General features: G+C 35.8%; 18 protein-coding genes. 6 read left to right on the forward strand and 12 right to left on the reverse strand.

Annotated features, from left to right (window positions below; all coding sequences use genetic code 11):
• The first annotated feature begins 7 nt into the window (after window positions 1-7).
• Both DLJ74_RS18795 and DLJ74_RS18800 read left to right on the forward strand, forming a co-directional pair.
• Window positions 8-592, forward strand: coding sequence for a TetR/AcrR family transcriptional regulator (locus tag DLJ74_RS18795; RefSeq protein WP_109985617.1), 585 nt, complete (start codon window positions 8-10; stop codon window positions 590-592).
• A 108-nt stretch (window positions 593-700) separates the two neighbouring features.
• A complete protein-coding gene (locus DLJ74_RS18800) occupies window positions 701-2,425 on the forward strand; it encodes an ABC transporter ATP-binding protein (RefSeq protein WP_054787269.1) in 1,725 nt (574 codons plus the stop codon).
• Window positions 2,426-2,463: 38 nt separating this feature from the next.
• Here the strand turns inward: DLJ74_RS18800 and DLJ74_RS18805 are convergent, their stop codons facing one another.
• Complete coding sequence (locus DLJ74_RS18805) at window positions 2,464-3,315, reverse strand: aminoglycoside 6-adenylyltransferase (protein WP_109985618.1); 852 nt, start codon at window positions 3,313-3,315, stop codon at window positions 2,464-2,466.
• Window positions 3,316-3,476: 161 nt separating this feature from the next.
• Between DLJ74_RS18805 and DLJ74_RS18810 the strand changes: the two genes are divergently transcribed.
• Both DLJ74_RS18810 and DLJ74_RS18815 read left to right on the forward strand, forming a co-directional pair.
• A complete protein-coding gene (locus tag DLJ74_RS18810) occupies window positions 3,477-4,154 on the forward strand; it encodes a serine/threonine protein kinase (RefSeq protein WP_109985619.1) in 678 nt (225 codons plus the stop codon).
• Between the two features lie 70 nt (window positions 4,155-4,224).
• Window positions 4,225-4,833, forward strand: coding sequence for a transglutaminase-like domain-containing protein (locus DLJ74_RS18815; protein ID WP_054861218.1), 609 nt, complete (start codon window positions 4,225-4,227; stop codon window positions 4,831-4,833).
• Window positions 4,834-4,876: 43 nt separating this feature from the next.
• On the opposite strand, the gene DLJ74_RS18820 is transcribed toward DLJ74_RS18815, so the two are convergent.
• The 6 genes from DLJ74_RS18820 to DLJ74_RS18845 all read right to left on the reverse strand — a co-directional run bounded on the left by DLJ74_RS18820 (window position 4,877) and on the right by DLJ74_RS18845 (window position 9,809).
• Window positions 4,877-5,728: a DUF4097 family beta strand repeat-containing protein gene (locus DLJ74_RS18820; RefSeq protein ID WP_109985620.1), complete on the reverse strand. Its 852-nt coding sequence runs from the start codon at window positions 5,726-5,728 to the stop codon at window positions 4,877-4,879.
• Entirely contained in the window at window positions 5,721-6,281 is a 561-nt protein-coding gene (locus tag DLJ74_RS18825; RefSeq protein ID WP_109985621.1) for an HAAS signaling domain-containing protein, read from the reverse strand. Before DLJ74_RS18825 ends, DLJ74_RS18820 begins: the two co-directional genes overlap by 8 nt.
• A complete protein-coding gene (locus DLJ74_RS18830) occupies window positions 6,274-6,597 on the reverse strand; it encodes a PadR family transcriptional regulator (protein ID WP_054861195.1) in 324 nt (107 codons plus the stop codon). Before DLJ74_RS18830 ends, DLJ74_RS18825 begins: the two co-directional genes overlap by 8 nt.
• Window positions 6,598-6,852: 255 nt before the next feature.
• Window positions 6,853-7,635: an enoyl-ACP reductase FabI gene (gene fabI, locus DLJ74_RS18835; protein ID WP_054787373.1), complete on the reverse strand. Its 783-nt coding sequence runs from the start codon at window positions 7,633-7,635 to the stop codon at window positions 6,853-6,855.
• A 25-nt stretch (window positions 7,636-7,660) separates the two neighbouring features.
• Window positions 7,661-8,326, reverse strand: coding sequence for a P-II family nitrogen regulator (locus DLJ74_RS18840; protein ID WP_219987241.1), 666 nt, complete (start codon window positions 8,324-8,326; stop codon window positions 7,661-7,663).
• A gap of 1 nt (window position 8,327) precedes the next feature.
• Complete coding sequence (locus DLJ74_RS18845) at window positions 8,328-9,809, reverse strand: DUF1538 domain-containing protein (RefSeq protein ID WP_109985622.1); 1,482 nt, start codon at window positions 9,807-9,809, stop codon at window positions 8,328-8,330.
• Window positions 9,810-10,133: 324 nt separating this feature from the next.
• Between DLJ74_RS18845 and DLJ74_RS18850 the strand changes: the two genes are divergently transcribed.
• Together DLJ74_RS18850 and DLJ74_RS18855 are read left to right on the forward strand one after the other, a co-directional pair.
• Window positions 10,134-11,627 (forward strand): extracellular solute-binding protein, encoded by a 1,494-nt coding sequence (locus DLJ74_RS18850; protein WP_109985623.1) that lies wholly within the window; start codon window positions 10,134-10,136, stop codon window positions 11,625-11,627.
• Window positions 11,628-11,847: 220 nt separating this feature from the next.
• Window positions 11,848-13,179, forward strand: a complete 1,332-nt coding sequence (locus DLJ74_RS18855) for a metallophosphoesterase (RefSeq protein WP_109985624.1) — start codon at window positions 11,848-11,850, stop codon at window positions 13,177-13,179.
• A gap of 294 nt (window positions 13,180-13,473) precedes the next feature.
• On the opposite strand, the gene DLJ74_RS18860 is transcribed toward DLJ74_RS18855, so the two are convergent.
• The 5 genes from DLJ74_RS18860 to DLJ74_RS18880 form a co-directional block, all read right to left on the reverse strand.
• Complete coding sequence (locus DLJ74_RS18860) at window positions 13,474-14,214, reverse strand: glycerophosphodiester phosphodiesterase (protein WP_109985625.1); 741 nt, start codon at window positions 14,212-14,214, stop codon at window positions 13,474-13,476.
• A gap of 71 nt (window positions 14,215-14,285) precedes the next feature.
• Window positions 14,286-15,653, reverse strand: coding sequence for an ABC transporter substrate-binding protein (locus DLJ74_RS18865; protein WP_109985626.1), 1,368 nt, complete (start codon window positions 15,651-15,653; stop codon window positions 14,286-14,288).
• Between the two features lie 52 nt (window positions 15,654-15,705).
• Complete coding sequence (locus tag DLJ74_RS18870; protein WP_109985627.1) at window positions 15,706-16,524, reverse strand: carbohydrate ABC transporter permease; 819 nt, start codon at window positions 16,522-16,524, stop codon at window positions 15,706-15,708.
• Window positions 16,521-17,459, reverse strand: coding sequence for a carbohydrate ABC transporter permease (locus DLJ74_RS18875; protein WP_109985628.1), 939 nt, complete (start codon window positions 17,457-17,459; stop codon window positions 16,521-16,523). Before DLJ74_RS18875 ends, DLJ74_RS18870 begins: the two co-directional genes overlap by 4 nt.
• Window positions 17,456-18,571, reverse strand: a complete 1,116-nt coding sequence (locus DLJ74_RS18880; RefSeq protein WP_109985629.1) for an ABC transporter ATP-binding protein — start codon at window positions 18,569-18,571, stop codon at window positions 17,456-17,458. Before DLJ74_RS18880 ends, DLJ74_RS18875 begins: the two co-directional genes overlap by 4 nt.
• Window positions 18,572-18,765: the final 194 nt, after the last annotated feature.

Raw genomic sequence — 18,765 nt, forward strand, 5'->3', positions numbered from 1 at the left:
GAAGGAAATGGACGGATTTGAAAGAAGAAAACAAAAAAAACAAAACAACATTTTAAATACAGCTGTTTCTCTTTTTTTACAAAAAGGGATTAAAAGTGTGTCCATAGCAGAAATTGCGAATACGGCTAGCGTCTCTCAAGTGACCATTTATAATTATTTCGGAAGTAAAGATAAGCTACTAAAGCAAGCCATGATTTTTTATGTCGAAGAGTTATTTGGCGAGTATGTGGAAATACTCGATTCCGATCAACCATTCCCCGAGAAAATAAAGCAGTTCATTTTTCATAAAGCGGAATTATCGGAACAAATTCATGAAGAAGTTTATGAATACTTATTAAACGACTTGCATGGAGCACCGTCTTTTTTAGAGAAGATCTATCAAGAAAAATCAATTCCTTTCTTCCATCAATTAATTCAATTAGGGAAAAAGGATGGTTATATTAACGAGCAGATTTCCGAAGAGTCTATTATGATGCATATTCAAATGTATAAAAATTTCCTTCAACAGAAAAATATCGGTAATAAAATTCTTCCATATACAGAGGATATTATGAATCTTTTCTTCTACGGAATTATGGGCAAGGAAAAATGATTCGAGTTTTTTTGCAAAAACAAAAAATAATGAAACAATTTGCCAAACACTTCCGTATGTAACATAAGCGAAGTGTTTGTTATTTTATTGAAAAGGAGTAGGGTCATTTTGAAAAAAAAGCAAAATAAATTTCTATCACTTATTCTATCTACTAGAATTCCAAGATTAGCACTTGTGATTGGGTTAGTTGGAGGTTTATTCACGACATTAGTGGGGTTAACCATCCCACTTTTAACGCGTCAAATGGTCGATGGCTTTGATGCCAGCAATCTGAATATTACATTAATTGCTGTTATTGTAATCGTGTTCATCTTACAAGCAGTGCTTGATGGTGTGTCTACCTATTCCTTGGCCTATGTTGGTCAGAAAATAGTTGCGAGATTAAGAGAACAGATGTGGACAAAGTTTATTCGTTTACCCGTCTCCTACTTTGATAAAAATAAAAGTGGAGAATCAGTCAGCAGGGTTGTCAATGATACGAGTATTGTGAAAGATCTCATTACACAACACTTCCCTCAATTTATTACAGGGATTATTACAATCATTGGTGCGATTATCATCTTATTTATTATGGATTGGAAAATGACCTTACTCATGCTTATTTCTGTACCGATTGCGGTCACTGTTCTATTACCACTAGGAAAGAGAATGTCTAAGATTTCTAGGAATCTACAGGATGAAACGGCAAACTTCTCTGGTAGTATTCAGCAAACCTTAGGAGAAATACGCTTAATGAAGTCCTCTAATGCGGAAAAGGCAGAGCAAACAAAAGGCTTTAAAAACATTACAAAGCTTTTTAGTTTTGGTTTAAAAGAAGCCAAAATTTTTGCGTTAGTCGGGCCAACGATGTATTTGATTAATATGATTGTCATAGTGATGATCATCGGCTATGGAGGAATTCGAGTCGAGGAAGGAACGATGACAACAGGTTCTCTTGTTGCCTTCCTACTTTACCTTTTTCAAATCATTTATCCAATCACATCCTTTGCGATGTTCTTTACCCAATTACAAAAAGCACAGGGTGCCACGGAAAGAATAATGGAGATTCTCGATTTGAAATTAGAAGAGGATAAGGAAGGTATTGATCTAGATATTGCAAATAAAACAATATATTTTGATCATGTCACCTTTGGCTACGATAAATCAGAGATTGTTTTAAAAGATATATCATTTGAGGTTCATCCTGGAACAATGGTTGCTTTTGCTGGCCCGAGTGGTGGTGGTAAAACGACGATCTTCGGTTTAATGGAACAATTTTATCGACCATCATCAGGTATTATACGTATAGGAGATACACCTATTCAAAAGCTTTCCATGAAATCTTGGCGTGGTCAGATTGGTTATGTTTCTCAGGATAGCCCCATGATGGCAGGTACAATAAGAGAAAACCTTTGTTACGGGATGGAAGACATTTCAGAAATTGATGATCAACGTTTATGGCAGGTTGCTGAGATGGCTTATGCTGCTCAGTTTATTAAAGAATTTCCTAATGGGTTAGATACAGAAGTCGGAGAACGCGGAGTGAAGCTATCAGGTGGTCAACGCCAAAGAATTGCGATTGCTCGCGCTTTCTTACGCAATCCGAAAATCCTAATGATGGATGAAGCGACAGCAAGTCTTGATAGCCAGTCAGAAGGCATTGTTCAAAAAGCTTTAATGAAACTCATGGAGGGTAGAACGACCTTTGTTATTGCCCATCGCCTGTCTACTATTATAGATGCAGATAAAATCCTTTTTATCGAAAAAGGGCAAATTACAGGTGTTGGAACACACCAGCAATTAGTCGCAAATCATGCACTTTATAAGGAATTTGCCGAACAACAATTAACATAATGTTAGCCAGGTGCAACAAGTTGCGCCTGGCTAACCATTTAACTATCAAATTTTTGTAACTCAATTAGATATCCACTCATTTTCTCATCATAATCTGGATAATGATAACCAAAGTTTTTAGCCAATTCTATCGAAGTCTCCCTAAAGAGTTGAATTGCGATATATAATGCATCCCAACAGGCAGTAATGCTATCTAGCTTATAAGTAGTAAGAATCCGATTCCATACATCCTTCGAAACATATTTATCTAGATATTTATGTGATTTGCCTACACTTAATTGGAATTTTGTTTCCACACCAACCTTCCATTCAAGCATTCGAAATAATTCTTTGCGAACAATTTTTTCAAAATGATCAGCTGCAAATAGAAATTCCTTACGACATAGTCCCTTCGCTACATAGGTTGTTACCCACCAAAATTCATTACAACAATCATCAAATTCTGCTGCACTCGGTTTTTTTACATGATAATCTCGATCATTAGGTATTGGCTTCTCTCTGATTCGATCGTCTTTATCCAACAATATTTTTGTTAAAGAATCATCCCCAAGATAGGCATCCAACTCTTCTAAAGGAATTAACATTAAATCAATGCGATTTCCGTCTTCGAATAACATTAGATAAGAGAACCAATTACCTAATGTTGCTGGATATAGGGTCATTGCTTCAGGTGTTTGTAGGATTAATCTTTTTCCAAAATAATCTATCCAGTCTTTATTTCTAATAAACGAGGACATATCCTTTACAATATAGACAATGTCATAATCTTGGAACAGGTCTTTTTTTACTCTGTCATTTGTTCTTGAACCATTCATACCGACTACCCTTACACGCTCATCCATTTCAGCAAAGTCCATAACTAGACTCATTATTTCTTGCTCTGATCGCAATATTTTCCCCCTCCTTTATGCGGTATATTCTATAATTCTATAATACATCAAGTGAGACTTCCATCTCCAAATGAAATAATACTATTTTTGAGATATTTGGGTTATACTTGATAACAAAGGAGAGGGAACAGTTCTTTTCAACACGAAGGGAGCATGCATTGATGCCAAACGATTGGTTGGAAGCAGATCCTTATTTGTCAACAATAAAAGTTATTTCAAATTCTGATAACGAGCCTGTAACGATTGAAGGCAATTCTGATGTATTGAAGTGTATCGGAATCGGAACAGATGCTGCTGTATTTCAATATATACATTTACCTCAATATGCTTATAAACTATACTCTGAGGAAAAGAAAGAAAAAATAAAACAAGAAGCTGAGATTTATCATCGACTCGGTACCTCTTCTTATTTCTCGACATGCTATGGTTATCATAAAAATTACCTTGTTTTGCAATATGAAGAAGGAATAACGCTTTACGACTGTCTGCTTAGAGGGATATACATTCCAAAACAGGTTGTACAGGATGTAGATAATGCAAGAGAATATGCTCGTCAGAAAGGAATGAACCCTAGAGATATTCATCTAAGAAATATTCTTTTACAAAATGGCAGGGCCAAGGTAATTGATGTTTCTGAATATTTAAACACTGGTAATGACTATCGATGGGAACATTTACGCAAGGGGTATGATGAATATTATCACCTCATTGCAGGTAAATCTATCCCTATTTTTATATTGGAATCAATTAGAAAATGGTACAGCCAAAGAAGGATCGGAGAAAACCAAATCGACGATTTTATGCAGAATATTTCGAAGCTTATTAATTTTTGGAAATGAATTTGGATCCATACCATTGTATAAAAATAATTTTTATTGTATTATTATACAAAAGGTAGGAGGGCTAAGTATGTTACCCGAATCAAGTTATCTTCCAGATTACTTAGAAGAATCCGATATTATAGATTTTTCTAATCCATTAATTGAAAGGAAATGTAATCATCTATTCGATCGGCCATCTTCATCTTCGGAATTGAAAAAGGTTAAAATAGCATTCGAATTTGTCCGAGATGAGATCCCACATTCTTGGGATATCCAAGGATCTGTGGTAACTTGCAGTGCCTCAGAAGTGCTAAAACATCAACAAGGAATCTGTTATGCTAAGTCCCATCTTCTAGCTGCAATATTAAGAAGGGTGGGTATTCCAACAGGCTTCTGCTACCAAAAACTTATGCTCTTTGATACACCTGACAAAGGTTATGCTATTCACGCATTAAATGGTATTTATCTTCATTCACTCGAAAAATGGATTAGATTAGATGCAAGAGGGAACAAGCCAGGTGTTAAAGCTGAATTTTCTTTAACTGAGGAAAAATTAGCCTTTCCGATACAAGAGCAATATGGTGAAAGGGATTATCAAACAATCTTTACGAAACCAAACCAAAAAACTATTACTACCTTAAAAGATAATTCAAATGTCATCGAAATGTACAAAAATAAATTACCAGATGAGTTATAAAGAAATCATTGAAAGGGAGCCAACTTAATTGCTCCCTTAATTTTTATTTTGTCACCTTAATACTTCCATTATAGGTCTTTAATTTTACTAGATTATCACCATCACCAATAATGTTGGAAAAATTAGTGTCATCCAAAATGGTAATCTTCCCATTGTAAACACTTGTATCAAACCTAACATTAGTTGGCTCTTTTTCCGTCTGAATATTTATTTTCCCGTTGTGTGTTTCAAGATCAATTGGACGATCTAAATCGCTTGTTACAAGAGAAATCGAGCCATTATTTGTTCTTCCCTTCAAATCGCCTATTATATCACTCATCTCTATCTCCCCATTTTTAGTACTCACCTGAATATAATCGGAAATAATATCCTCAAGATGAATGCTCCCATTGTTTGTACTAATCATAGAAGTTACAGTTTGTAAATGGTTCATATCAATCTCTCCATTATTTGTATCCACTTCTAAATCAGTAGTACGGACTTCTTCCATCTCAAGCTCTCCATTGTTAACTTTTATTGTTATTGCTTGATAGTCTTTCTCTGGTATAAATAATTTAAGCTTCTGTTTCCAATTATGAAAATGAAAGCTAAAAAATGAACGCTCTTTATCTTCTATCTGAATTTCTGCAGTGTCATCCTTTTCATCAACCGTAAACGTACTATTGGTTATTCCTTCCCTTGTAAGTTCAGCCTTTATAGTTGTGCCAGACGTAGGGATAACCTCCACTCTTTGATTATCCACCTTCATCTTAATATTTTCGATATTTTCAGCATTTATTTCTTTTGTTTCCACACTAGATGACTGTGCATACATGCGGTACGAGAAAATAGTTCCTAGTCCACCAACAATAATACAAATAAATGCTCCTAGTAATACCTTTTTTAATTTAGTCATGCTTCAACCCTCCCTTTACCATACGAACATTAAACTTCAGATATTGAATAAATCCTTTCTGTGACCAGTAGGTAACGTAATACATGCCAATAATTAATAAAAGACCAATACCCGTTAGAGCAATAGATGAAAACAAATCAAGATAATTAAATTGTCCAGGGAAAATGATTATATTTATAAGAAACAAAAGTGGCGATATCGTAAATGCTCCTCCGGCAACCCACCCACTTAAAATAATTGCTGCTATCGCAATTAAAGGACCTGCAACAATAACCAGATTAAAAAATCCTAAACCAATTACAGCCCATATGGCACTAAAAATATTTTTAGTCGATGAAGTTGTTTCTATTTTCTCTAAATAGTAATTAGCTAGAATTTCTTTTGCAATTTGGTTTGGTGATCCTAATGCTGAAACGATCTCCTTCTCTGATTTATTTTCTGTTTTTCCTATTTCAAAATGTTCCTGAAAGTCTTGTATAATATCTTTCCGTTCTTCATACGGTAGTCTGTTTAAAGACTTATCTAGCTTATTCAGAAATTCATTTTTATTCATGCTTGACACCTTCCTTTATAATCTGATTTACACCGTTTGTGAAATGTTGCCATTCTTCCATAAGTTCATGTAAATGCTCCCGCCCTTTATTTGTCAATTGATAATATTTACGTGATGGGCCTTCGGTTGATTCCTGTAAATAGGTTGTGAAATATTGCTCCTTCTTTAAACGCCTTAATAATGGATACACGGAACCTTCAGAGATAGCTATTTGATCCGAAATTTTTTGGACTAATTCATAGCCATATCTATCCTGTTTATCCAGTAAAGCGAGTACACATAGTTCTAGGGCACCCTTTTTAAATTGTATATTCATTGTTATCACCTACACTTATATTCACTACTGTTTAATAAACAGTACCTGAATAAAAATAATACTTATAATTATATAATATCACTCACTATTGTTTAATGCAAGGTACTGTTTATAATATTTATTTGATGAATATTTTAGATATAGCGATAAACAAAACAGATTTTGTAAAATGCAAAACCCGGACTTTACCTCAAGTTAATGAGATAAAGTCCGGGTTACTACTGAGAACAAAGACCTCAATCCAGCCTTATTCTATTATATACCTAATATATTATACCCTGAATCAACATAAACGATCTCACCAGTCACCCCACGAGACAAATGGCTCATCATGGCGAGTGTCATGTCACCGACTTCTTCTTTTGTAACATTTCGTTTTAATGGAGCATTTTCTTCAATTTTGTTCAATACTTCATTAAACGATGGGACACCCTTTGCCGCAAGTGTCCGAATGGCACCAGCGGAAATTGCATTGACTCGGATATTATCTTCTCCAAGGTCTGCAGCTAAATATTTTACTGATGCCTCTAATGTAGCTTTTGCAACTCCCATAACATTATAGCCACGAACAACACGCTCTGCTCCATAGTAACTCATCGCAATGATGGAGCCACCCTCTGTCATATATGGTCTTGCAGCCCTAGCAACAGCTACAAGCGAGTATGCACTTGTATCTTGCGCAAAAGCAAATCCATCACGTGAGGTATTAACAAAATCATCATTAAGATCTTCAGAGTGCGCAAAAGCAATGGAATGAACAATACCATGTATAACCTTCACGTCTTCCCCAATTTCAGAAAAGGCATGTGCAATACTTTCATCATTATTCACATCACATTGAATGACTGCCTTTGCTTCTACTTCATTTGTGTCCAACAGTTTATTTAATTTCTTTAATGAACGCTCTTTACGATAAGTAAAGAAAAGGTTGGCTCCCGCTTTACTCAAAGATTCGGCCACTCCCCATGCAATACTTCGCTCATTAGCAACTCCCATAATTACAATGTTTTTGTCTTTTAGTTGTAGTAAATCTTCCATGTTGCCCTCCTGATACCCTATTTTTCTATTTGTATATACCATAAGTTGCATTTACATCCTGTACAAAGATAATTCCATTTCCAGGTTCGTCTATTTTTAAATCTTTTCTAATTTTATCGACAATCCCATTTGTTGCTTTTTCCTCCGATAAAATCATCACTATTTCTTTTTCAGGTTCAATGTTCATCGCAAATAATTTACTTGTCTCATGAATTCCTGATCCTCTTGCATTAATAATTGTACCACCCTTAGAACCAGCAGACTCCGCTACACTAATGACATCCTCTGCTACTCCTTTATCCACGATAACCATAATGTTTTGAAACATGGACTTTCTGTCACCTCTTTCTTCTGTACCATTGATTTGACAGCTTCTAGTTCCGAGCAAAGTCGTGATTAAAGTAGTAAAAGCTATACCATGATTTGGTTTATCAAACTCAAATACTTTGTTCAAATGCTTTAATACTATTTCAGAAATATGTTTATTCGAAATCATTAGAACTACTTCTTTTCGAACATCCGATATAGCTAATAGGTTCAATATTTTATGATGAATGGTACCTTTTCCAAGCATAATCGTTCCACCTGATACGCCACATTTTTTGGCCTCTTTGATCACTTTGCTTCCTAAACCATACTTCACAATGACATACATTAATTCGAAGTGAGGTGTGGTGCTTTCATTCATCATATTAGGATAAACCTCCCTTTCTAGACTTAGCCTTAAAAATGAGCCCTAGAATCTGTAGCGTAATTAATGGAGTCAATGCTACCATAGCTATCATACCAAATCCATCAACAATAACATCCGCCCCTTCCACAGCATCAGCAACCCCTTGTGTAAAGGCTAGAATAAAAGTTGCTGTCATTGGCCCTGAAGCAACCCCACCAGAATCAAAGGCTATCCCAACGAATAATTTTGGTGTAAGATAAGTCAAAATAATGGCGAGTAAGTATCCAGGTAATAAATAATGCCAGAGCTGTAGTTCTGGGATCAATATTCTTAACATCGATAAAGCAATGGCAATACCAACACCAATTGCTAAAGTGATTAATACAACTTTTCTGTTTACATAACCACTAGTAACATCTTCTATTTGATTTGTTAAAACATATACAGCTGGCTCTGCTAAAATCGTAACAATACCAAGAATAAGACCTATGACCACAATATAAACCTTATTGTCCAATAAGGCAATACTATATCCTAATTCCATACCTAAATCCATAAATCCTGCATTTACACCAACTAAAAATAAAACTAATCCAATAAATGTAAAAACAAGACCTTTGATCACCTTTCGAAAACTCTTTCTTGATAATTTGAATGAAATTTTTTGAAATACTAGAAATATGACTATAATAGGCAGCAAAGCAATTAATACCTCTTGTGCTATATGACCAAATTCCGTTAAAAACGGTCCAATGATCGAGTTCGAAATCGTATGATCCTGTTCTGAACTACCTTTTAATTCTTCTGCACCAGAAAAAATACTCATCAGCATAACAGTAATAATCGCGCCAATCGAGGCGATAGCCACAAGCCCAAAGCTATCTTTTTCTGACGCCTTACTATCCTTCTTCAGTACAGATATCCCTAAAGAAAGTGCTAAGATAAACGGCACAGTCAAGGCACCCGTTGTAGCACCAGAAGCATCGAATGAGATTGCTAAAAATTCTCTAGAAGCAAATAAAGCAATAATAAATACTAATCCATAAAGAATCGTTAAAAGCTTATATAAGGGGAAGCTATAAACAATTCGTACAAGTCCAGTTGCTAATAACACTGCAATCCCGATGGACACAACAACCACGATAATGAATTTTGAAATCACTCCTGATGTTACCGTCTCTACTTGGCCAGCCAAAATGTGTAGATCAGGCTCTGCTATGGAAATAAAAAATCCTAAAAAGATTCCAGCACCAATAACAATCCATAATTTATTCGATTTAGCAACCGTTTTCCCCATTAATGTACCTATAGGTGTAATACCAATATCAACCCCAAATAAAAAAATGGAAAGACCAATAATAATAAATACAGCGCCAATCAGAAAACGGATTATAAGAGAAATATCAAGAGAAGTTAAAGTGAAGTTCAATATGAGTACAATAACAGTTATCGGTAAAACAGATAAGATAACTTCAGAGAATTTTGACCATAATACGCCCAAGCTCTACACATTCCTCTCTTCGTTTGAATTATTTATGTACGTAGGTTGATGATTTACCGAGGAAAATAGGAATAAATTTTTATTCGTGGAAATATTCTTTACTATTATAGCATAGTCATGGAATTACTAACAAAGCATTAACTCTTCCTAAAAAAGAGGCTTGTTTTTTGCTTTACAGCAGTGTATCATTTAATAACAACGTTTTCATTCTATTAGAAAGGGGGCATGATACGAAAAAATGGTTTATTTTCTTTCACAGGTCGATCGCGCAATTCTGACTTGTGATGTATTCTCTTAAAATAGTTATAAAGGGGCGGAGAAATATTGAAAAATTGGTCAAAAGTACTTATCCCATGTTACCTTGTTTTAATCGGATTTTTGTTATTAGGTTGCAGCAATAATGAAAGCGCTTCAAATAATAAGGGTGGAAATAGTGACTCTGGACCACAAGAAATTTCAATCATGTTAAATCTGCACGTTCCGGAAGTACCTGACAAACGTTTGGAAGAATTAATAGAAAAAGAAACGAATACCAAGCTAGATATTAGATGGGTACCAGATAACAATTATGCAGAAAATTTAAATACTGCTATTGCTACAAATAACCTTCCTGATGTCTTTTTATTAAAAGATGTGACATTAGACCAGCAAAAAGCTGCTATCCGTGACGATCAATATTGGGAAATTGGGCCATATTTAGATGATTATCCGAATTTATCAAAGTTGAATAAAGATATCCTTAAAAACACAGCCGTAGATGGTAAAATCTATACTTTGTATGCTGGCAGACCATTATCCCGCCAAGGATTAATCTATCGTAAGGATTGGGCCGATAATCTAGGGCTTGGTACTCCAACCAATTTGGAGGAATTATATGAAATGATGAGAGCATTTACAGAGGATGATCCTGACGGAAATGGAAAGGACGACACAATCGGATTAACAGACCGTGAGATATTAGGTACCTTTGAAAATTTTGCTACATGGCATGGTGCTCCAAATAATTGGGGAGAAAAGGATGGGCAGTTATTACCACAATTTATGTTCCCTGAATATAGAGAAGCAATGGACTATTTTAAAAGTTTATTTGATAATGGTTATATAAATAAAGATGCACCAGTAACAAGTAAAACAGATCAACAAGAACTACTAAAGAATGGAACTGCTGGTGTGTATATTGGAACAATGGGTGATGTGGAAAGCATGTATCAAGATGCCCTTGCAATCAATCCAGATGTAGTTTTAGATGTTCACAACTATATTGAAGGGCCAGATGGTGAATATCGAACAAGATCAATTCCTGGCTATGGCAGTATGCTGATCTTTCCTAAAGCAGCAGTTGAAACAGAAGAAGAGCTCAAAGGCATTTTATCCTTCTTCGATTATCTCATGACACCTGAAGGGGCAAATCTCTTATTATGGGGAGTGGAAGGCGAGCATTATGAGGTTGTCGATGGAAAAGGAAAAGTAATTGAAGAAAATAGAGATACGTTTAATCGACAAATATTACCATATACTTCATTAGAAATTGGTGAACCAGATACCAATGGCCGTTATATTGGTTATTTTGAATATGAACCACGTGCAAAGGCTGAAGAATTATATAAAGATAACAATGATTATTTAGTGCATGACCCAACCGCGGCACTAGAATCTGCGACCTGGGCATCCAAATCAGAAACCTTAACACAAATAATAACAGATGCGACTTATCAATATTTCTTGGGCCAAATTGATAATGAGGGATTTGATCAGGCAATCGAAGAATGGAAAGAAGCAGGAGGCGCACAAGTAATAGAAGAATACAATGAGCAATAGCAACAACAAAATTAAAAGTTTCACTTCCATCAGTGGGGTTTTCTTATCCCCACTGATGATTGCACATAACGACTTATGACTCCCTTAATTTTTTCCTCAATCTGTCTTCTTTTAAATGAAGTAGCCGATACTTAACTCAATTTTTACGAGCTATTCATGCGGGCTTAAAACTCTTCCATTATACTAGTGACCAATACTAAAAATTGGAGGGAACATATGCATGAATCGATTTAGCCTAAAAACGAAAATAGTCTGTTTTACGGTTTCTTTACTTGTCTTTGTTGTTTTTCAATTTCCTCTCACGGCTTTTTCTGCTCAAGAAACAGATCAGCAAAATATGAACAAAGGACAAAGGCCAGAGGTCATTTTCCCTGTCATCAGCGATGTTCATATAGAAAAAAACGGGATGGAGGACCTACGAAAGTTTGAAACCGCTCTGAATCAACTTAATGAACATGCCCCCCATCAAGATGCCTTTGTAGTTGTAGGGGACTTAACTGATTACGGATTAAAGGAGGAATATGAACGTTTTTTTTCGATTTATAATGAGAAAAAAAATCCTCAAGCCGTTTCCCTCTTCACAATTGGGAACCATGATTATTGGAACGGACTCTCAATAGAAGATGCCCAAAAGCGATTTCTCGACGAAACTGGAATGGGTGCGATATATGGGCACAAAGTCATCAAAGATTATCACTTCATATGGCTGGGCCCGGAAAACGGGGTCACGGAAGGTTATTACTCCAAAGAACAGATTCAGTGGCTAGACAAACAATTGAACGAAGCAGAAAAGGACGATCCCAGAAAACCAATTTTTGTCTTCCTGCATCAGCCCCTCACAGAAACTGTTTTTGGAAGTGAATGGGGAACTGTTACTAACCGGGATCTTCTCTATAACACTTTGAAAAAATACCCACAAAGCATAAATTTTTCTGGTCATACCCATTACCCTTTGGATGATCCTAGAACAATCCACCAAGAAAACTTTACGTCTGTCGGTACTTCCTCGGTTAAATATATGTGGACAGAAGCCGGTTACTTGCAAGGGGAATTACCTCCTGGTCATGAAACGATCAGCCAGGGGCTCATCGTGGAAGCGTACAAAAACAAAGTTGTGATAAAGCGGCGTGATTTTCATAATGATGCATGGGTGGGTGAAGATTGGGTTATCAAGCGTCCTTTTAAGCCTCAAACATTTAAATACACTGAAACGAGAGATCATAAAGCCCCTTATTTTACAAAAGATGCCGAAATTTCCGCTGTGAAAAATCCAGCTTCCTCAGACCGGGTTGTAATTAAGTTCACACAAGCAGACGACAATCTGTTGGTACATTCTTATAAGGTGGTCGCTAGAGAAAAAGATACCGGTCAGGTTGCTCTAGAGTACGAGGCTTTCTCGGAATATTATAGGAATCCGGTACCTGATCCTCTATTACTGCCGGTTCAAGGCCTTAAACCGGACACAGGCTATACAATAGAGGTAACAGCAATCGATGCATTTGAGAATGAGAGTCAAAGTAATTTAACTCTTGATGTTAAAACAAAACCCTAGTAACAAGCGTTTATCAATAATACACCACTGGATGAATCAAATTAGACAGGAACAATAAAACATCTTGGAACTCATCAAAACGATGAGTTCCAAGATGTTTTTCTACATTAAATAAAAAAAGTGCAGAGGAACTGGATGAAAGGATACTTCGTGGACAAAATCAAAAGGAAAGGAAGAATCAACATTTTTATCCTAACTTTGATCTTCTTAAACTTTGAGGTAGAAGACTTACGATCGGTTAGAGCTTAAATAAAAAATTGCCCCATGAGTGTTGTGCTCATAGGTGCAATTTTCTTATTTAATCCTTACGTTTACTGCTTTTTGTGGATAGTCTGTAATAATTGAATTCACTCCTAAATCTATCAATTTTTTCATCTCGTCTTCTTCATTCACAGTCCAAACACGAACATACTCACTCACTGTATGAAATGGATTATATAAGCTAGAAAGAATCAAATCCTTTTCTACATGTAATGCCTCTAGTTCGAATGTCTCGATATAGTCTTTTGGATTAGAAATAGGAGCATGTAGTAACCAAGCAATATTAACGCTTGGATCTGTATTTTTTAATCTTACCAAGCTTGGTAAGTGAAACGAGGAGTAAACGATTTTAGCATCGCTATTCCAACGATTCACAATAGATAGGAGTTTTTCCTCTAAGCCAGAATAGGTGATAATAGAAGTTTTCAGTTCAATATTCAGTTCAATATTTTTGCCAGTTATAAGCTGTAGAACTTCCTCCAATGTTGGCACTTTTTCGTTATCCCAACTACTATGGTAATTTTCGAAATGGTCAAATTTGCTTCCCGCACTTACCGTTTTAATATAACCTAGCTCCAAATCTTTAATGTATCCTGAACCATCTGTCGTGCGATCTAACGTTTCATCATGGATCACAACAATTTCTCCATCTCTTGTCATATGAACATCTAATTCTAGGCCTTCTACCTCATCATTCAATGCTTTTTGAAAGCTTAATAGCGTATTCTCTGGGTATTCCCCTTTACTACCACGATGACCATAGATTTTTGTCATCTCTTTCCCCTCCTGATAGAAAAATCCATCAAAGCGAAATAATATTCACTTTGATGGGAAAGATATAATATTTACTCACCTCTAGCTGCATTTGCGTTTTTAATAGCTTGATTTAATTGTTCTACCGTATTTTGATAAGCTTCATCAACATCTCCACCATTATAGACCGTTTCAAGTGCAGTTTCCACAATTCTACGACCTTCTGGAATCATATCCATAATTGCACCTTGTGTCGCAAAAGAAGATTTGGTAGATTGCAATTGCTCGACTGTTACTTGTAATTGTGGCATCTCCTTGTAAGCGTCAAGTACGACTTGCTCTTCATATGCAGCTGGATTGATTGCGAAATACCCTGTTCCCACATGCCATTCTGCTTGAACTTTTGGTGTTTGCAAGTACTTCATAAATCCCCATGCTGCATCTTTTTCTGCTTGCTCTTTTCCATCTACCATCCATAGACTAGCTCCGCCAATGACAACTCCTTCTCGCTCCGTGCTCTCTGGATGTGGAATAAAGGCAACCCCTACTTCAAATGGTGCATTATCAATGACATCACGAGCACTTGCAGATGATTGCATAAACATCGCTACATCTTCCGCCAAGAAACCAGAAACCATGTTATCACCATTCGTTCCATAATTAGCAAATGTTTCCTCATCAATCATATTTTTTACCCAATTGAATATTGACTTCCCTTGTTCCTCTGTAAAGCCGATTTCAGTAGGAGTATCAGAGCGGCCATTGTCCTTATTCATTAAAAGGGCACCCTGGTTTGCTAATAATTGCTCAAATAACCATCCATATGCTTGTAACGCAAATCCTTTCATTTCTGGATTGCTCTCTGCAATTTTTCTACTTGCATCTTCAATCTCTTCAAAAGTTGCTGGTGGATTTTCAGGGTCTAACCCAGCAGCTTCAAATGCATCCTTGTTGTAGTACATAACAGGAGTAGACGAGTTAAACGGCATGGAATAGAATTTATCTTCTATTTTATAATAGTTGATTATATTTTCCTCTAAGCCAGTCATATCATAATCATCTTTATCTACATAATTTTGAATAGGCTCGATATGTCCACTGTTAATCATCGACATTGTACCAATTTCAAAAACCTGTATCATTGTCGGCGCACTGTCCGTACCTGCCACTGTATGAAATTTGGTCAAAGCTTCATCATATGTACCTTGGTATTCTGCATTAACCTGAATTTTGTCCTGTGATTGATTGTAATCATCTACAATTTTGTTAAGGGCTTCCTGTGCAGCACCACCCATCGCATGCCAAAATGTCACAGTTTGTTTCTCCTCACTAGAATCTACTTCTTCACTAGATCCATTACTTGTTTCTTCTCCCTCACTTGCATCGGCATCATTCGAATTACAGCCTACTGCGATAAGCGCAAAAAATAATAACATCAAAGCTAACCACATTTTTTTCATTTGTTTTAAACACTCCTTTATTTTTGATTATTTGAAAACTATAAAGCTTTACTTACTTCAGTGCCCCTTCTGCCAGACCTTTTTGTAATTTGTTTTGTCCTAAGAATAAAAGAATTAATGTTGGTAGAACTACGATAATTGCTCCCGCCATAATAACGCCCCATTCATTCAATTGCTCCTGTGACTGCAATTGTCGTAAGCCAATCTGAACAGTTCTTGTTGTTTCATCTGTTGTAGCGAGCAATGGCCATAAATACATATTCCATGAGGTTAAAAAGCCATAAACCCCTAGTGTAACAAGACTCGTTCTTGCCATCGGTAGAACAACAGTTAAATAAAACTTGAAATCACCAATTCCTGCTATCTCACTAGCTTCCTTCAATTCTTTAGGAATTTGCTTAAAGCTTTGTCTTAACAAGAATGTTCCAAAGGCCATCGCAAAAAATGGTAGTGTAAGACCTGTATATGTATTAATCCATCCCATGTCCCGAACTGTTTGAAAGTTCGGAATGATCGATGCTTCAAAAGGAACCATCATTGTTGCAATGAAAACAAAGAACAAAAGATCTCTTCCTTTAAACTCTAAGAAAACAAATGCATATGCTGCTAAACTAGATAAAGTAAGTTGTCCTACCATAATAGCTAATGAAACAATAAGACTATTTAGCAAAAACTGAAATAAGGGAAATCTATCAAAGACTTGCACATAATTATCCAATGTAAAGGAAGAGGGTATTAATGTCCCTGTCATGATCTCTTGATTTGACATAAAACTCATTGAAAAGGCTATAATTGCAGGCGCAAAAATTACTATAGCTGAAATCGTAAGCAATAAATAAAAAATTATCTTTTGGTGAATCGGTACGGTCATTGGTAATGCACCTTCCTTTCTCCTAGCTTAAACTGGATAAGAGTCAGGACTAATATAATGACAAATAAGACGATCGCCTGGGCACTTGCAGAACCATGCTGATAATTCATAAAAGCTTCTTGGTAAATGGAATACACGATAACATTTGTTTCATTCTGTGGTCCACCTCTTGTTAACATATCTACCTGTCCAAAGGTCTGGAAAGCATTAATAAAGGAAACCGTAATAACAAAAAATAATGTCGGTGAGAGCATTGGAATCGTGATTCTTCTAAGCTTGTAAAAATAACTTGCCCCATCAATATCAGCACTCTCATATAAATAGGAATCAATAGATTGAAGTCCACCTAGCAAAATTAAAAACGTAAAACCTATGTTCATCCATATTGTTGAAATAGAAACAGACAAAAGTGCCCAATCTGGATCTGTTAACCAACCAATAGCCTCTATACCTAATGTTGCTAAAATTTGATTCAGCCAGCCAATCGTAGGATGGAATAGAAACATCCAGAAGACAGAAGCTGCTGCAACAGAAATACCCATTGTGGAAGAAAATATCGTGCGAAAGATACCAATTCCTCTCAATTTTTCATTAGCTAGAATGGCCAGTACAAGACTGATTAAAACTGTTCCCGGAACGGTATAAACAACAAATAGCAATGTGACTTTTAAGCTTTGCAAAAATATGGGTGACGAAAAAATTGCTTTAAAATTATCAAGGCCCACATACACTGTCGTCGCCCCACTATTATCAGTTAAGAAAAAGCTTAGATAAATGGTCTTCATCATTGGATAAAACAAAAAGACACTAAACAGCAAGATAGAAGGTAAAAGAAACAGGATACCTTTAAAAAATGACTGAATTCGGTGTATCTTTTTTATTTTGTTAAATTCTATTGCATAATCTGTCTCAGTACGAACCGTTATATCATTCATATGGCAATAACCCCTTGATCTCTTGTTACATTTGGAGCAGCTTGTACCAATTCAGTTGTTTGAGTATCAAAGAAATGCATATTGTCAATAGATATTTGGACTGGAACCATATCCCCAGCTGTAACTTGCCATTGCCCTAACCATTTTGCTGTCCAAAACTGTTGCCCAACTTCAAATGTAAGTAATGTTTCATTTCCGAGATGTTCCACATTGATGATTTCTAATTGATGTGTCTTGTTTTCTGGTGTTCCTTTGAATAAATGCTCGGCTCTTATTCCTATAGTAAGATGATCTCTTTTTTTAAGATTTGTTATATCAGCATTTTGAAGCGGTATATGTAAGCAATCCTCAATAATAATTTCTTCTTCTTTGATCATAGCTTGACCGAGATTGATTTTTGGTGATCCAATGAAAGAAGCAACAAATAAATTAGCGGGGTTATTGTATAAAGAGATAGGATCGCCAACTTGTTGGATTTTACCATCATTTAAGACCATAATCCGATCTCCCATTGTCATTGCCTCGACCTGATCATGGGTGACATAAATCATCGTTAATCCTAGTTTCTTTTGTAGACGCCTAATCTCCATGCGCATATGTGCTCGAAGCTTTGCATCTAAATTGGATAGAGGCTCATCCATTAAGAAAAGAGGTGCTTCACTTACAACAGACCTAGCCAAAGCAACTCTCTGTCTTTGCCCACCTGAGAGTTGTTTGGGCTTTCGTTTTAACAGTTCTGTTAGTCCCATCATTTCAGCTGTTTCGGTCAATCTTTTTTTCTGTTCTTGTTTTTTGACCTTTTTCGCATTCAAGCCAAATAAAATATTTTGTTCCACTGATAAATGTGGATATAAAGCATAGTTTTGAAATACCATAGACAAATTTCGATCCTTTGGGCGTAAATGATTCACTACTTTATCATTAATTTTTAATATTCCACCAGATATCTCCTCAAGCCCTGCAATCATTCGTAATAATGTACTTTTACCAGATCCTGAAGGTCCTACAAGAACAAAAAATTCTCCTTCTTCTATTTCTAAATCAATACCATTTAACACATAATGCTCTTTATCATAGGACTTTGCTATATTTTTCATTTCAACATGCTGCAATTTTATAACCTCCTCGCCTACTAAAGTTGCTCCATATATCAAACTAAAGCTATTAAAACATATAAATACAGCAATTTTGTTCTTTTTACAGAATTCAAACAAACAATATATACAGGATTAACAAACTTAACATTGATTTTACACTGAGGTTTTCTTAATCGATATTTTCACATTAAAAGGTATAGGTGAATATC

The organism is Gracilibacillus dipsosauri (genome assembly GCF_003176895.1).
In the GTDB taxonomy this organism is placed as follows: Bacteria; Bacillota; Bacilli; order Bacillales; family Amphibacillaceae; genus Gracilibacillus; species Gracilibacillus dipsosauri.

Bases quoted from the DNA above. Each gene is read 5' to 3' on its own strand.
- DLJ74_RS18795 (WP_109985617.1), top strand. From the start codon at position 8: ATGGACGGATTTGAAAGAAGAAAACAAAAAAAACAAAACAACATTTTA.
- DLJ74_RS18810 (WP_109985619.1), top strand. From the start codon at position 3,477: ATGCCAAACGATTGGTTGGAAGCAGATCCTTATTTGTCAACAATAAAA.
- DLJ74_RS18815 (WP_054861218.1), top strand. From the start codon at position 4,225: ATGTTACCCGAATCAAGTTATCTTCCAGATTACTTAGAAGAATCCGAT.
- DLJ74_RS18820 (WP_109985620.1), bottom strand. From the start codon at position 5,728: ATGACTAAATTAAAAAAGGTATTACTAGGAGCATTTATTTGTATTATT.
- DLJ74_RS18825 (WP_109985621.1), bottom strand. From the start codon at position 6,281: ATGAATAAAAATGAATTTCTGAATAAGCTAGATAAGTCTTTAAACAGA.
- DLJ74_RS18830 (WP_054861195.1), bottom strand. From the start codon at position 6,597: ATGAATATACAATTTAAAAAGGGTGCCCTAGAACTATGTGTACTCGCT.
- fabI (WP_054787373.1), bottom strand. From the start codon at position 7,635: ATGGAAGATTTACTACAACTAAAAGACAAAAACATTGTAATTATGGGA.
- DLJ74_RS18840 (WP_219987241.1), bottom strand. From the start codon at position 8,326: ATGATGAATGAAAGCACCACACCTCACTTCGAATTAATGTATGTCATT.
- DLJ74_RS18855 (WP_109985624.1), top strand. From the start codon at position 11,848: ATGAATCGATTTAGCCTAAAAACGAAAATAGTCTGTTTTACGGTTTCT.
- DLJ74_RS18860 (WP_109985625.1), bottom strand. From the start codon at position 14,214: ATGACAAAAATCTATGGTCATCGTGGTAGTAAAGGGGAATACCCAGAG.
- DLJ74_RS18865 (WP_109985626.1), bottom strand. From the start codon at position 15,653: ATGAAAAAAATGTGGTTAGCTTTGATGTTATTATTTTTTGCGCTTATC.
- DLJ74_RS18870 (WP_109985627.1), bottom strand. From the start codon at position 16,524: ATGACCGTACCGATTCACCAAAAGATAATTTTTTATTTATTGCTTACG.
- DLJ74_RS18875 (WP_109985628.1), bottom strand. From the start codon at position 17,459: ATGAATGATATAACGGTTCGTACTGAGACAGATTATGCAATAGAATTT.